Origin of the sequence: Halopseudomonas pachastrellae (assembly GCF_900114765.1) — a bacterium.
Taxonomy (GTDB): domain Bacteria; phylum Pseudomonadota; class Gammaproteobacteria; order Pseudomonadales; family Pseudomonadaceae; genus Halopseudomonas; species Halopseudomonas pachastrellae.
In genome coordinates this window covers 116402-131992 of sequence record NZ_FOUD01000001.1, presented here as the reverse complement: position 1 = coordinate 131992, position 15591 = coordinate 116402, and the positions used below count along the sequence as shown (strand labels likewise).

12 protein-coding genes are annotated in these 15591 nt (G+C 58.8%); 1 reads left to right on the top strand and 11 read right to left on the bottom strand.

Annotated features, from left to right (window positions below):
- Positions 1–263: 263 nt before the first annotated feature.
- The 11 genes from BM116_RS00715 to BM116_RS00665 all read right to left on the bottom strand — a co-directional run bounded on the left by BM116_RS00715 (position 264) and on the right by BM116_RS00665 (position 15094).
- The gene (locus BM116_RS00715) at positions 264–758 is read right to left on the bottom strand and encodes a DUF2514 family protein (RefSeq protein WP_083724571.1); all 495 of its coding nucleotides are present in this window, start codon (positions 756–758) and stop codon (positions 264–266) included.
- Positions 755–1090 carry a M15 family metallopeptidase gene (locus tag BM116_RS00710; protein ID WP_083724573.1) on the bottom strand — a complete coding sequence of 112 codons (336 nt, stop codon included), beginning with the start codon at positions 1088–1090 and terminating at the stop codon, positions 755–757. Before BM116_RS00710 ends, BM116_RS00715 begins: the two co-directional genes overlap by 4 nt.
- A gap of 661 nt (positions 1091–1751) precedes the next feature.
- Positions 1752–1928 carry a hypothetical protein gene (locus tag BM116_RS18755; RefSeq protein WP_169847224.1) on the bottom strand — a complete coding sequence of 59 codons (177 nt, stop codon included), beginning with the start codon at positions 1926–1928 and terminating at the stop codon, positions 1752–1754.
- A gap of 167 nt (positions 1929–2095) precedes the next feature.
- Positions 2096–2473, bottom strand: a complete 378-nt coding sequence (locus tag BM116_RS00700) for a DUF4376 domain-containing protein (RefSeq protein ID WP_083724577.1) — start codon at positions 2471–2473, stop codon at positions 2096–2098.
- Between the two features lie 2 nt (positions 2474–2475).
- On the bottom strand, positions 2476–4323 hold the full coding sequence (locus BM116_RS00695) for a hypothetical protein (protein ID WP_083724579.1): 1848 nt from the start codon (positions 4321–4323) through the stop codon (positions 2476–2478).
- Positions 4320–4919, bottom strand: a complete 600-nt coding sequence (locus BM116_RS00690; protein ID WP_083724581.1) for a hypothetical protein — start codon at positions 4917–4919, stop codon at positions 4320–4322. The genes BM116_RS00695 and BM116_RS00690 overlap by 4 nt, the downstream gene beginning before the upstream one ends.
- Positions 4920–4983: 64 nt before the next feature.
- Positions 4984–12855, bottom strand: coding sequence for an LPD5 domain-containing protein (locus tag BM116_RS00685; RefSeq protein WP_083724583.1), 7872 nt, complete (start codon positions 12853–12855; stop codon positions 4984–4986).
- Positions 12856–12973: 118 nt separating this feature from the next.
- Positions 12974–13330 (bottom strand): hypothetical protein, encoded by a 357-nt coding sequence (locus tag BM116_RS00680; RefSeq protein WP_083724585.1) that lies wholly within the window; start codon positions 13328–13330, stop codon positions 12974–12976.
- Between the two features lie 28 nt (positions 13331–13358).
- Entirely contained in the window at positions 13359–13634 is a 276-nt protein-coding gene (locus tag BM116_RS00675) for a BrnT family toxin (protein WP_083724587.1), read from the bottom strand.
- 234 nt (positions 13635–13868) lie between these two features.
- Positions 13869–14357: a type II toxin-antitoxin system VapC family toxin gene (locus tag BM116_RS00670; protein WP_083724589.1), complete on the bottom strand. Its 489-nt coding sequence runs from the start codon at positions 14355–14357 to the stop codon at positions 13869–13871.
- A gap of 2 nt (positions 14358–14359) precedes the next feature.
- Entirely contained in the window at positions 14360–15094 is a 735-nt protein-coding gene (locus tag BM116_RS00665) for a hypothetical protein (protein WP_083724591.1), read from the bottom strand.
- 158 nt (positions 15095–15252) lie between these two features.
- Between BM116_RS00665 and BM116_RS00660 the strand changes: the two genes are divergently transcribed.
- On the top strand, positions 15253–15591 hold the full coding sequence (locus tag BM116_RS00660) for a hypothetical protein (RefSeq protein WP_083724617.1): 339 nt from the start codon (positions 15253–15255) through the stop codon (positions 15589–15591).

The window sequence follows — 15591 nt, the reverse complement described above, 5'->3', positions numbered from 1 at the left end:
GCATCGAGTTTTGACGGTATTTTGGGGAGAATTGGGGAGGCTGTTTCACCCCTTTATAAATCAATGACTTGCACTCTCTACGGCATCAAGGCCTGAGACGCACAAGAGAACGCCAATTCCCCTTTTGAATCATCAGGTTAGGCGCAAATCGGCTGTAAAAATAAACAGCGGTTTGCGCGCCAACTCACTCCTTTAAAATCAAAGGCTTGCGTTCTGTTTTGGGGAAGATTACCCCGGAATTGCACCACGCCGTATTCTGGCCGTCAGTCCGGCGCTCGCAGGGAGTCGTACTGACGCTCACACGCCAGCCCCGCTACTCGTCGTCGATCAGCCTCTGCTGCCAGCTCTCCCGCTCGCGCATCAGCCCGGTCGAGCAGCTCGGAATACAGTATGAGGGTTGATCGGGTTGTCTGGCTTCCGGCGTCAGAGCAGGTATCCGCGCTGGCTCGACGGGTACGCTCGGCGAGCTGCTCACGCAGGCTGTCAGCAGTGGCATCAGCAGCATCGGCATCAGCCTGAGCCTGCTCGATCTGTTGTTTCGCATCACGTCGTATCCCCTCAACTGCGGCTGCGCGCCGCGTCTCTTCTGATCGGGCCTGCCGTTCGGCTGCTGCCCGCGCCTCTGCATACTCCGCACCGAGAGCGATGTATTTGCTCTCCCAGCGCGAGCCCTGCCAGCTCCACCCCACCCCAAACCCCAGCAGCACCAGGGCGGCCAGTCCGGCGGCCTGCAGCCAGAGCTTGTATTTGGCGATCATTTGCGGCCCTCGTGCTCGAGCGAATAGTGATTTCCATCGTTAAACCGGCCACCCCAGGAGCCGCCGAGTGATTCCCAGTACTCGCCAAGAGGCCGGTGATCTTCTGTCTGCTGCAGAAACCTGCCATCACGGAACAGGTTGAAGTCCACGGCCAGGCGCTGCTTGTGCAGACTCCCCGCGGCCCCATATCCCTTCTTCTGCCCGACACCGCCGTGCAGACGCGGGTCGCGGTAGGCATCACCGAACGTCAGCTCATAGCCGTTCTGGTAGGCGTATTCGATCAGCAGCCCGATCATTTTGGTAAAGCGGCGCTGCTTGCTTCCGAGTGACATGTGTTTTCTCCAGGCAATAAAAAACCCCGCACTTGGCGGGGTTGATTGTTTGAATTTATTAAGCGTTATGCCACGTATTACCCTTGCTTATGTGCCAGGCGCTCATATACGGAATACCAACCTGCATGGCTGCGTCTTTGACCTTCACTCCAGATTGCAAAAGCCGCTTCACCTCTCCAGCCTGAACCCTATTGCAGCGAGCGTTGCTTCTCAATTGGGAGTTTTCTTGATGGGAAATGAATCTGCAGTTCGCCGGCTCATACGGGCCGTCGACATCCCTTCTATCAAGCTCAGATGTATCCGTATAGCCGTTCTTGAGAGCCCAGGAAAAGAATCTCTCTTTGTCGTTGCGCCACTCGCTACACACGTCAATTCCCCTTCCGCCGTAGTATTCATAGTGGGAGGCGCTGGGGTAGGTGCAGCGGGCGATCATTCCAGACCAAACCCGATACAAGCGAGTCCCGCTAACAGCCCGCTCTTTCTTGAGCTTCAGGTAGCAAGCCCGGCAAGGCGTGCCTACCCTCCTTCGATCTTGGTGGCGAACCGCTCCACAGTGCTCACATATACACTCAAAAAGTGGAGTGCCGTTAGCACTCCTCCCTACACGCCTTGCCTCGGTCATCGGAATCTCTCCTGGCTTCATACTTGTAATTATATACAGTCATTCACACCAGAACCAGCCGTGCGCTGGGCCGCCGATCTGGTGCCGATGCTCGAACCGGGATTCCTGCAGCCCGATGGCCAGCATTTGCAGCTCAGCCTCTGGCGAGGTCATGCGATCGGGCAGCAGTGAAAGCGCAGCCGCAATCGGGCCGCGCCGGATTTGATTCAGGGTCATGTTTTCTCCAGGCATGAAAAAACCGCCTCAATGGGCGGCCTGTTGTGATGGGGTTAGCGTTTTATCGAGTTGGCCAGCGACAGCAGCGGCCCGGGCGGGCATGCTGGTCAGGCTCTACACGGATGTGGGCATGTACCGATGTACCGCCGGGTTTTGTAGTACCGGCTTTATCCCTGCGCCCAGAGAGCGGCCTGAGCTGAACCCGCCAGCCGCAGAGCCTCTCTCAGTTCATCGCGTGACGCCTCGATAACGGAGTTATCAGCGAGCACCCATATGATCGTTTCGCCGTCTGCAAGAGCTGTGATGCTGCGGGCCATACGCTCTTGTGAGCGTTCATCGCCGTCAAACACGTTACCGGCGGCGGTAGTAACTCTGATTGCGGCAACTTGTTCGGCGCGGATAGCTTTAAACTGCTCTCGTTGTGCTGCTGCAAGTTCAGTCTCGTCCCACGAAAGTTCGGAAACCGGCAACTCTGAGAAATTCGCAAGTTCTACAAGCGTGCCGGTCCACTCTGCGAAGAATATCCCATTGTGATTAACTTTCATGGCTATGCGCTCAGCTCGTTGATGGTTGGGAGCGGCGATGTGTGTAAACCAACGTCTACAATGCCGGTAAAAAATGCAGAGCAGGCAACGTAGAGCTTCGCCCCCGGGGTCGCGTGCAGATGAGGGAATGCATACTCGTAGCCTGTCACTACCGACCGCACCAGCCGGACGTGATTGAAACCGACAGGCAGCGGTGTGCCTCTGGAAGTCAAAACGCCGTTCAGGTAATAATCGTAACGGGGGGCAACGGTTCCATCCTCGACCTTGCACCACGCCGCAAACGTACCGTAGGTGGCCGAACCAAAAATGACTCTGTTACCGTTATTGCTGATGAGGTAGCGATCGACACCATCAGTACCAGTGTGCCCGGTAGCCGTGCCAGCCCCGGCCGTGATCAGGCTGACGTAGAACTCAACCCCATAGCGGGCATTGAATCCAGATCGGCCCATTGCTGCTATGAGCTCAGAAACAACCGCTGTGAGCGCACCGGCGGAGCCGCCATTGGTAGTGTTGTCAAAGATGAATTTCCCGGCAGACGACTGCACTGACCCGTTGTATGCGCTGAAAAAGCCGCTCGCTACAAAGCTACCGGCAGTCAATGAAAGCGGATTCATCTTCCCTGCAAACCGCCCACTATCCGGCATCACATTGATGAACGGCGCCGCACTGTAGTTCGCCGTCGCAAACGTCCCCAGCTCCAGAGCAGTCCGCCCAGCAGCGGCATCAGCGCTGGCGACAAAGTTGCGACCGAATGCGCTGGTGATGCTGTTCCACCAAGCTACAACAGCCTGCCGAACTCGTTGCGCTGTCCATGCACGCCGAGTTGTGGCAGTACCAGCCTCGGCCTCTGTCTGGCTGATTGTTGATGCTGTCCACTCTCGGGCATTAGTGAGGCGGCTGTCGTCGGTGCCCACCTTCCCGTCCAACGCGGCCTGCTGGGCCGAGCTGACTGGCTTGCTGGCGTCTGGGGTGTTGTCTACCTGATCGAGCCCTACGTCAGCGGCAGTGGTAGACCGAGCACGCAGGTTCACGTAGTCGCCATTGGTGGCGGCTTTGCTGTCCAGCGCGGCCTGCAGCCCGGCGATGTTGCTGATGCCCAGGTTCTGCAGGTCTTCCCGGTTCTGCTCGATGAAGTCGACAACCTCTTGCAGGCTGTCGAGGTTGATGTTGTCGGACTCCAGCAGCGTCTGGATGTTGTCGATCAGCTCTTTGAGCACGCGCCCCTGATTGGCCGACAGAGGCTTGGTGGCGTCTGCCGACTCCAGCTGGTCGAGCACGTCCGTTACGTCCACCTTGAGCGCCAAGGCGGCAGCCTGCGCGGTGCTGACGGGCTTGGCCATGTCGCCGGTGTTGTCGGCGCTGCCAAGCCCTACATCTGCCTTGGTGATCGCCACGTCGCCGGTGCGGCCTTGCACGCTCTGCACTGGCGCACTGGCTGCCGCTTCGGCAGCGGTGGTGTACTGCGGATGCGGGTCGGGTGCTGCCTCGTGGGCGCTCACCGCACCGCTGGCGGTACCGGTCACATCGTATCGCCCGTCAGATTCAGCTTTGGTGTATCGGTCACCCAGCGCCGTGTTTGTCTGGCTGACGAACGTGTTGTAGGTGCTCTGGTCGACCTTCAGCCCAAGCTGCTCCATCAGATCAAGCTGCTGAGTGATGTCCCCCAAGATCGTGCCCCACGGGCGGTCGATCACACCGGCGTCAATCTCGGTGCCGCCTTCGAGGGTCAGAATCAGGTGGCCATTCTCCGCAACCGTGGCGCCAGTAATAGTCGGCCCCACCCTGCCCCGCATGCCGGCACGAATAACCCGGCGCTCAGGGCCCTGCCTCACTGCAATGACACGGCTCATTCTGTCACCTCGGCAGTAATCTCGAAGGGGCTGACGCCGACCAGCGCATACACCTTGCCGTCAGGGTCGACGGCTTCGGCATCCCACACGCCGCACATAGGCTTCAGTTCAGCCGTAACGACATCGGTCAGTTGCAGCGTGAACGAGTGCTCTGCCGGGTCAACGATGATCAGGCCATCCGGGTTCTGCGCAGGGTCAGAGTGGAAAGCCAGGATGGCGCTGTCGTCGCCAACGCGCCGGCGCAGGGTTGCCCTGGCAGACCAGCCGGTGATGTCCTGGGGGGTTGGGTACCGAACGTGGCCACCGGCCGACCACTGATGACGCCAGCATGATCCCACCAGGTCGTTTATCTCGATGGTGTCGTCGTCGATCACCGTGGCCAGGTAATCGCCGTTCAGCTCGTCAGGGCGCCTCACACACTGAATGGTTACCGGCCAGTCGTCCGGAATGCCATGGCTCGGCACACTCAACCGCACCGGCGCCAGCGACGGCACAGCGACGATATCGCAGTAGGTGAAGTGGTCTTCGGCGTACTGCAGTGCGAACTCAAGGGTCTTGCCCTGCTGGATACATAGGTTGATGATGGGTGCGTCCATATCCTGCTCCTGACGTTATGCCGTGCAGGCTATGTGACTGGACATAGCCGTCAACGCACCTCAATCACATTGCCATGGCTTCCCGGTACCGGCGCGCCACCTCTTGGCCCTGCTCTACCCCTTGGCTTACGCGGGCCTGACGGACCGCCCGGCTCCTGGCCTGCCCGCTCAACTCCAACCTTGGCGGGCGCCCTTGCACCAGTGCAGCAGCGTTCCGGCGCGACACGCCTCCCAGTGTCAGCGTCTGCATTACCTCGCGGCGTGACATACCCGCGTTCTCGGCGGCTTTTACCAGGCGCTCCATATCCGTGAAAGCTTTTGCGTGCATTCGTTCTGCTCCCTGCTTTGCCTTACGGATGTCGTCGGTACTGACGTCATTGGCACTTCGAAGCACTCGGCTCAAAGAGCTGCGCGCATCAGTCAGCGCCTGATTGAAATCGAAGCTGCGGTAATACAGGCCAGTCTTCGCATCCAAGGTAGAGGCACGCCAACCGAGCAAAGCAGATACTTCATCGCGCACGCTGTATGGTTGCCCAGAGCCTTCCCGCCGCTCTCCGCTTGCCGCCTTGATAAAGCGCTCTGCGCTGCTGACAAATCCAGGTTGGATAGTCTTGCGCATATGGTCTGCAATGGCGGTGAGCTGGTCCAGAGGCTCCCCGTTCTCGCGATACACCTGGCCGCCCGACGACTTCTTGTTGGCCATGACTTCGAAGATCGCCTGAGCAGTAATGTCGCCACCCAAGAACGGCGTCAGCATGTCGGCCAACCCGCTTTTCGCTGAGTCCTCCCATGGGCGATCGCGCAGCATCGCGGTCACCGGCCGCTTCCAATAGCCATACGGGTCCAAGAAGCTCAAATCGACATAGCGCAGCTTGCCATCGGCATCCCGTCCCATGTAGAGGAAGGTTGAGTTGTCTTGCCACGGCGGCCCCAGATCCCGAATGGCCTCCTCTTCATCGTCATCAACACCCAGTGCAGCGGCCGTCATGGCAGAGAGCGCATAGAAGCCACCAGAGACCAGGGCCATGCCGGCAGCACGCTTGCGCCCCAGCGCCCGCAGCTTCGGGTTATCGCTTTTGAGGTCTGCTGCCACGGTGCGCAGCATATTGGCGCTGGTACGGACAATCTCTGAGGGGAAGCTGACGAATGTGCCGGCCAGCGGGAATCGAGACAACCAGCGCATGCCTCTCCCCACCATCGAGTAGGTCGGGTAGGTGTTGCGAATGCGCTCTGCCGCCATGGTCTCGGCTTCCGCGTCCGAAAACCCCGCCTCACGCAGGCTCGTTTTCTCATTCTCGAAGCCAATGATCTTCCAGAAGTCGTCCCCAAAGGTGTAGAAGCCCTGGGCCATTTGGTTTGCCTTACGGAAGACAGACATCGCCTTGCCATTTTTTCCAGACAGGAGCTCATCCATCCGAGCGTCTTCCAGCAGGCGCATCATCTCGCCTGCATAGGGGCTGTCGTAAACCACACCCAGCTGCTTGAGCTTGCGAAGATAGGCCAGGTCATCGCCGGTAGCGCTCTGGGAAACCTGCTCGCGGAACGCAGCCATGCTCTTGCGCATGTGCTGCAGGTTGAAATGCCCGTTGGCCAGACTGAAGAACATCGCCGACTGCCAGTTACGCATCGCCGTGGTCGGTGACAACACAGTCTTGCCGTACTTCACCATGCCGTTGAGCCTCACCACAGTGCGGTACAGGTCACCCATCTGCTCTTTCCCCAAAGCATCCTTGAAGGCCTGCGCTACCTCAGGGAACGTCCAAAGCCCATTGAGCGGGGAATAGGTGTCGGACTGCTCGCCGGCAATCTGCGTCGTGGCGTCGGCTGGACGATTCTTGCCTTCGAACAAGAATGCCCCCATGCCAACCTCCCGCACGCGATCGAGAAACCGCTGGTTCCAGATCAGCCGCCCCATTTTGGTTGCGGATTTGGCAAAGTTCACTCGTGGATCGACGTGCTCGCCCAACAGCGCCCGGATCTGCGGGGCGACATCCTTTCGCTTGATCAGAACGCTTAGGTCCTTGGCGCCCAGCTTGCCCTCGGCGATGAAGCTCTCCAGCGAATCATAAGCCGTGCCACTTTTCAGGATCTCGTTGACCGTTACGTCAGCCAGTCGAGCAGCTTCGGCGCTACTCTCACCGCTGCGGCGATACCCAGCAGCAAGGTAGTTCCGCGCGGCATTCAGGGTCGACGTCGGCACCTTCTTGAACCACTTGGGATCGTCATAGGCCTGATAGGAGCGGTGAACATAGCTGCCCAGGTTGCCGGTAATCTTATCTATTAGAGCCTGGTCGCTACCCTTCAGCCGGTCAGCCACCTGCTGCTGGAGAATGCCGATGTACTCAGTGGACAGCCTGTCGATGTATTGCCGCATGGCCACGATGCCTTCCTTTGTGCGGGCCGGCAGCGCGCTGTCCACGTCTCCCGCCAGGGCTTCGCTCAAGCTGCGCATCTGAGCATCAGACAGCTTGTTTGCGGCGACGCCAAAATCCCCTTGCACCGCCTTCTCCAGCGCCCCAACGATATGACGAACGTCGAACTCTACAGCCTCGAACTCGCTGTCGCGCTTGATCTTCTCGGAGAACACGTCACCAGGCAGTAGGCCCCCCGGGGCGAACTGGCGGGCAAATATCTTCTTCGCCTTCTGCCAGAGAGGCCGATCCTCTTCGCGGAGCCGGCGATTCTCAGCAGCAAACGGGTCTGCTGGATCAAGGGGTGCCCGCCCCAAAGCACGGTCGATAGCGTCCCTAACCTGATCTGCAGCATCAGCCGGCGCGGCCATGCGGAATGCTGGCAGGTCGCTGTCGGGGGTGAGGATATCCGCGCCGAGGCTGCGTGCTCGAGCACGCTGACCTCGCGCAAAGGCATCAGCGATGAACTCAACGGCCTGAATCAGCTCGGCGGGACCGTCCGTTTGCTTGGCCAGCCCTAGCCGCACAGCAAGCCGCTTGATTGCTCGCAGGATGCGATTCCAGCCTCGGGAGGCCCAGTTGATCTTGCGCTGCGCCAGGGTACCCAGCAATTCTTCGGCATAAAGTCGGTCGGCTTGCGCCGGCGTCAGCTTGGCCACCTTGGCAACATCACCATAATCAGCAACCGTCTGATCCCATAGTTTCTTGATTGCCGGGTTTTCGCTGGATGCTTTTTTGATCTGAGCGTAGAGCTGACGGCGCGCTACCGGCGAAAGAAGCCCAAGACCCTTGTGAACAAGGATCTCTTCTCGGAGCGTTTCCTCGACAACCTGCCGCGCACTTTTGCCATCTCGTGCACCAAGGCTTGCTCCCACAAGATGGACTGTTCCAGTTCGGAACTCGTATTCACCTTGGATGGATGATCCGGAATCACGATCTGCTCGGTAGCTGGGGAGTGTTTCTGCACTGTCGTGGAGCTGGACTCGGACATCATCTGCGCCCTTAAACCGGGAGAGGAAGTCGTCAACGATACCCTGCAGCTCTGGCTTGGACAACGCCTGCCGGGAACCTTGGCCGCTGTCCTTGCGAGAAAACATGGCAACCTTGCCATCTACTTCTTCCGTCTCGACGGTGGCAAACAGCTTGTCAAAGGCTTCACTCACCGGGCCCTGTTCATCTCGGGTCAGGTATGGATAGCGCTCTGGCGCGCGGGCAAAATCCTCAAGCGAGGTCACGTTGGCGAGGAAGTCGTTGCGTGCACCTTGGTCGGCCAGCTTGGCAATGACGTAGGTTTCGAACGACCTGGCCCCGCGCTCAATAATTTGCGACCAATAGCCGTTAGGGGTCTTGTCCAGGGATGACGCACGCGCGGCCATCGGCGAACGGTCCAGCGTTTCCACCAGCTCGGCAAAAGCGCGCTCCACCTTTGGCCGGACGCCAGCAGGGTGCGAAGGGTCCTGGTTCCAGTTTTCAGGGCTGTAGTACTCTGCCTTCGGATGGCTGTCGCGATAGCGGTTCAGCGCGGCCAGCGTGATCGGCGCGCCCCGACCAGACTTATGCACGTACATCGGCTCCGGCCGGTACGTCACAAAATTGTTTCTCAGGTATTCATTCTGGGCTGCCTTGCTGCGGCCTTTCATTGGCACCGGCCCGCCTCGTTTGCGCGAGAAGTAGTTGTCCAGCGCATGAAACCACTCATGCGCCAGGCTGCCCGCACCCTTGGTCTTGGTCAGGTTGATAACCACGCTGTCCGGCTCGAAATGCGCAGCGGCCCTGCCACCCATCCCGCGCGACCCAAAGCCAATGCCCAGCGTGCCCTCCAGACTCATGGCTTTCGGCGACACACCGACGATGCCCGCCAGATCCATGAAGGCGTCAAACGCCTCGTTCAGCATGCCCTGCCGCTCGCGCCCGCCCTTGCCCTGGCCAACCCAGTTGCCGAACTCGACACCACGAAAACCAAACGCCTCCAGAAACTGCTTTGGCGTGACATCCTTACCCTCACGGTAATCCTGCCCTACTCGCGGTGCATTGGTGCTGCGGCGGATATCGCCCTTGGTGACGTTGTCCCTGTTCTTCACCGCCTCCCAGGCCTCAACCAGCTGCGCGTGGTTGTCCTTCAGGAAGGCCCGGGCAGACTTGAGGTCCTCGAACTCTTTCAGGTGGCGCGTTTCCTTGTCGCCATCCTTCGCGATGAACACCTGGCCGCTGTTACGGTTGGTGTAGATCGAGAACTTCATTTTCGGCGCCGGCGCGGAATCAGCTGCAAGTGCTTTCTTGATGTCGGGCAGCGCGCTGCCCATCGCGTCATGCCCACGGAACACCTGCCGGCGCTTGTCGATTTCCACCTCAAACCACGACCCCGGCACCATTTCACCGTTTTCGCTGTACCGGCCGGTTCGGTGCTCAACCCGCCCCACACGCGGCCACTGCGAACGCTCTACCGCAGCAAGCAGTTCCACCTTGTTGGCAAACGAACGCAGCGCAGGGCTTGCCTTGCGCAGCTCGGCAAGCGACACGTCAGCACCCAGTGAGGCCAGATAACCCAGGGTCAAACGCGCCTCTTTAATCTTGGTGACCCACCGCTGCAGCTTGTAAGCAACACGCGGCTTCGCCGGAATCTCAGACCGCAAAGCCCAGTACGCAGCGGCGTGGAACGGGTCATCAATCTTGTCGATCTCACCCTTCGGCCAAAGCTCGCTCAGCGTGCTGCTGGCGATGGCTTCATCGTCCATGCTCTCAAGGCGGTCACGCACAGAACGCAGCTCGTCCTTGCGGGCACCGCCCAGCTTTTCACCGGCATCCTCAACAGCCTCTGGTCTCTTGGCGGCAGCCTTCGGCTTGGCGGGTCGCTTTGATTCCGGTGCAGGCACCGCTGATGGCTCCTGCTGCGGCTGGTCGGTAGCAGCCCCATCTGCCTGTGCCTCTTCATGAGTATCACGCCATGCAGGCGACAGCATTTGCTCGCCGCGAAACGCTGCAAACTTACCCTTGGCAGGGTTGTTGGGATTGCTTGTGAACTTGTCGCCAGAGCGAACTGTAACGCCGTCGCTGCTTTTCGCCTCAGTCTTCTCGGCGGGTGCAGGCTTGGCCGTTGCGGCCGGCGTGTTTGAGGTCAGCAGGTCAGATTGGCCACCTGCGGCGGCGACATCTGCAGGGCGGTCAGAGCCCGCAAGGCCGAAGTTTTCGCGTTGGCGGTCGGCATCGGCACGCTCTGCTTGAGCAGCAGCACCCTTTGCTTCCTCTCTATCGCGCTGACGTTGCGCGTCTGCCTGGGCAGCTAGCTGCTCTTCGGTTTGGGTTTCGAGCTCGAAGCCGTCGGGTTGTCGTCCAGAGGGTACGGTTCCGCTATCTTCTCGAATCCCTTCTCCGTCGCCCGGTAACCCTTCGCGTGCAGAAATTTCGCTGCCAGCTTCGACTGCTCCTTGGTCAGAGCCATAAACCACCCCTTTGAAATCGGTTTCAATTTCGCCACCAGCGCCAGCCTCAGCGGTTTGTGCGCTGGTATCGTCAAGCACAGGCTGATCAATCGCCTGCAGATCGTTCCAGACCTGAACAGATTCGTCAGGTGTCAGATCCTTGAGGCTGAACGGTTCAACCTTCCCCGACAGGTAGGCGTAGAGCTCAGCGTCGTCCTGCTCCGAAGTGCCATAGTCGCGAACCGCGCCTCGCTCAAGATCAACCTGGTTACGCGCGGCCTCACCGCTCGCAGCCCACTCCAGTTCCTGCAGGATAGCGCGGTTCTGTTCGGCCTGCTGTGGCGGCAGCCGGATGTCGTCGACGACGTCCATCATTGCCGCAACAAATCGGGCCTGCTTTGGGCCAAGGTTCTTGCCTTCAAGCGCCTTATCTACAATCCGGCGCCCTTCCTCAACAGATCCCGGCTTAACCGACGCATCCATGTTCTGCCACCACATCGGGTTGGACGACGGCGTCCGTCCAGTAATCCGGTCGTTGGAGTCTCGAACGTATGCGACGCCGCCACCCTTCTCCAACTGAGCGATAAGCGCCTGGACACTGGTGCGGTAGGTTTCGTTCAGCCAACGACCGTGGTTCTGCTTGTCGGCCAACTCAAGGCCGCGCGGCATGGAAAACTTAGGCTCAGGCATATTCGCTGCGCGGCGCTGCTCCAGCACCTCAGCGACAGCCAGGTTAGCCTCATGAACGCGGGCAGCAGATTGGCGGTCGGCGCGCTCCTGCTCAATCTCGACCTGCCGGTGCCGGGCTGCAATCCGGGCATCCTCTGCAGTGTCGCTGTTAGGAGAAACACCGATCGGCGCCTGATTGTACATACCCCGACCACCCTCACGGGCTGCGGGGTCTGCAAATGGCACCCGCGCCTGAGCCTCCGGCCGCATCTCGCCATCGACATTGCGCACCGGCCCTACCGGCTGCGCATTGCCTGCACTGTCGACATACATGGATGATTCCGGCGCGGGCAGGCCAAGAACCGGATCAGGCGCTGGCAGCTTAGCTGCCGCACGGGACAGAACCCCGCCAGGTGATTCAGCTGCCGGTTCCGGTGCTGGCAGCGCGAGGGTTTCTGGCGTGTCTACTGCTTCCGCCGGCGACGAACCTGCAGCGCGCCGAACGTTTACCGCTCCACCCATGACCATACCGGCCAGGGTGCCCATGACTGCGGCATCCTCAACGCCCTCTGCCCAGTTCCGACCAAGCGCCAGGTTCTGGATTACCTGCTCAGAAACAGACTGGGGCAGCTCCTCAAGAAAGCCCTCGGTGATAGCTCCCTCGATTACACGACGCGGAATGCTCTTGGCCGGAGTCGCGGCGAGCTCACCCGCAACCTGCTCTGGCGTAACGCCTCTAGCAAGCATCGTATCAACGTCACCAATGCCCATTTTTTGCGCCAGCCGCCCACCAGCAAAGCCGAAGAGCGCACCAACAGCACCAGTGCCCACGGCAGCTCCAGACTGACCGGGTGTTAGCAGACCATCATCGGTTTCTTGGCGTATAGCTGCAGCCTGGCTGCCGGCCATTACCGTCCCCTCACCCGCAGCGCCAGCAAGCGCAGCCGACACCTTGGGCGCGACACGCCGGATGCCTTGGCCAACAACGCCGCCACCCAGCATTGCAGGGACAGATTCAGTAACCACGTTGGCAATCAGTGATGGATTGCTGAGCGCTACACCCGCTTTGTCCAGCACGCCATCAGCCTCCTGAAACTCTTGCTGCTGAGCCTTGTACTGATCGGTGTGGAACTCACTGAGAATGTTCTTGGCTTCCTTGGGCCTGAAGCCAACCAGGCCGCCCTCATTCTCCAGGAAGCGGCCAACACGACCGCCAGTTGGGATGTCAGCAAGGCCGACGGCCAACTCGGGCACACCGATCGCGCCCTTCAGCGCGGATAAGCCCAGATCCTGCAGGTGGCCGGTAACGCCTTTCCCCTCGGGGGGCGGCGGGGTGGGGTCAATCCCAAACTCATCGAACAGATCACCAGTTCTCGCAGCACCAGCGACACTGGCTTTATCTGAATCAATCCCGAACTCGTCGAACAGATCGGCCATCACACACCCCAAGGAAGGAACATTTCCTCGGTAGGCTATGTGACTGGATGGTGCTTGCAATTGATTGCAAGCGGGCACAAAAAAGCCCGCTCAGGGCGGGCTTTTTTGTTGTCCAGCATCAAGCGTGACGACGAAGAAACTCATTCACAGGAACGGTGCTTTCTGTTTCGTTATCCTGCTCGTCTGCCTCAATTTCTCGCAGGCGCTGACTCAAGATCATCTTGAGCTCAGACTGCACAAAACGATTGAGCAGATCGCGGATCATTGGCTGATAGCCAATGCCATGATGATTCGCAATGGCTTTCAGGCCATGAATCAGTTTTTTCTGAAGGCGAATTGAGATCAGCTGCAGCTCCAGCGCGTCATCTACTTCTTGCGCATCTACAGGGGAAACCGCTACTGAATCCGCGTCTTGCCCCAGTTCGCCTGATTCCCAAGCTTCTGTGTTCATTTTTTCTCTCTCACGATTATTCATGCCGCTTGTTAGCGTCCACCCACGGCCATCAGCCGTGTGTGTTATATATCGCTAACTCTTTGGGGTTCGGCTCATAAGCTGTTTTTAGGTAAACCTTTCCAGCTTTGAGCACAAAGGCCACTTTTAGTTTCCGGCCACCATTCGTCTCTGCGACGAACCACTGGGTTGGCGGGTTTGTTACGTGGTCTTCTCTAGTATCGATAAGATATTTGCCCGTACGGTTCAGAAAGCATTGCTCTACCTCCGCAGGGGTGACGCCATGCTTGTCCTTAAGCTTTGTGGCAATTTGGTCGGATATGATCATGAAGCGTACAGTTCGTCCTTGGTTTGTATATACAGATAGTATGCGCTACGTTAGGCGAATTCAATGCTTCGTTGCATCTGTATATACAGAATCCGACGATCTGCACCTGTAAAGCGACCAGCGAGCCGATGGCAGTTACCCGACTACGATCAGCCCCAAAAAAGCGCGCATTGTGCGTCAGTGCTTCCTACTCCTTCCTGGCGCTTGAAGCGCCATCTTCAATGCTGCCGTCTCTCACTCAGTAGGGTCTTGGCCTTCTTTAAACTCAATTCGGTGCTGCTTGAGCTGATCGGGGATCTCAAGCTCACCGATGCTTTGGGCCGACACTCCAAAATGCCGCGCATCGGCAGCCATAGCAGTATCGTTAGTCAGAATGCTCCTCGCGCCGTTAGACTTTGCGATCGCGATAATTTGTCTATCAACCTTCACCGCCTGCCGCGGGCGACCAGCAACCCTGCGGCCGGTAAGCAATGAGGTCTCTATAGCTGCTTTTTTGTCGTAAGGCAGGAAGCGAAAGGCCGTAGAGCTGAACAAGGCGACAGCGTTGGCTTTCTCAGTGCTGGTGATACCCGCCATAAACTCGGCAAACACCGGTGCAGGTATACCGATAGGCTCGCGTCTTTTCCGCATGTCCTGCAGGAGCCCCTCAACGCGAAGCTCATCTTCGGCGGTGAGACGTTTTCCAAAATATAGCGCTAGAACATTCGTATCCCAGACGACCAAGCTTACCCCCTGCGAATCTTGGCGCAAGTTTCTTCAACATCGCCACCACCACCCCAATCCGTCGACAGCTGCGACATAAGCGTGAGCGCGTCATCCCAGTCGTCAGCGAGCTCCCTGTAAGAACGAACTATCAGCCGGTCCAAAACCCATTTCCCGCCAGGGAGACGAGACCAATAGCCTTTCCCACTTACCTCAATGAGGTCTCCTAGGTAGTATGCTGAGATCTCTTTGGCCAGCTCGCGGCCTTTGACAGTGCAGTTGTAGTGGATGCCATCGCTGCCGGTAAGCGTCAACGGAATGGTGTCGTCTCTTCCGCCAATTTTTATCACTTGACCAACGATGCTGGTCTCATCATCCATCGTGATGGCTTCTTGAGGCTTGCTTGCACCGCCAGGAAAAGGAATCACAACGGTGCCCTCAGGGTTCTTTAATTCCCCCCGCTTCCCGTCTTGAGATAACAACTCATTGATTCGGCTGAGAGACTCCACAGCCTCTTTCGGCGCCGAATTCGAACCAGCGATAGCCAGTCGAGTACGCGCTTTAACCGCTGGAGCTACATCTTCCTCCACCCACACCCGCAGTGCAGCGCTGCCCTTAACAACCTTGTCGAAATGCACCTTTTCTGAATGCCCAAGAAGCTTGGACATCTCTGCCAAATAAAGCGCAAGCCGAGACAGCGGCAAGCTCGATGGCGAGCTACCGATGATCCTCAATGTGTAGGCATTTGGCTTTTTCATAGGGCTATTGTGGAGCAGCCTGGACCGTTTGGGTAGATAAGCCAGCCAAATTATTCAGTCAGCTCGGGGGCCTCAAATGGTGCTCCCGCCCTGAGGGAGCCTTGCCGAGGAGCACACTCCAAGGCATGCTGTCCGCAGTCAGCCAGGAACAGACACCGATGAAAGCGATCACCTTACTATTCATTACCCTGCTCTCCCCCCTGGCCTTCGCCGGCGACTACGCCACCTGCCTGCTCGACAAGCTGGAGGGGGTGCAGAATGACCAGGCGGCGCGATCCGCTATTCGGCTGTGTCTCCGAGAGCATCCGGGCGGAATCAATTCAGTGGAAAAAGGTTCTGGTCGTGGGATCTTCGGCTACGACTCAGGCGACGAATGCGCCTTAGACAAGGCCAGCGACACCCAAAGCAACGTAGCTGGCTATCAGGTCCGAGTGGCGTGCTACCGCTTATACGATAAGCCACTGGACCTGTTCGACGAGTTCGGTATTGAGCCGTGA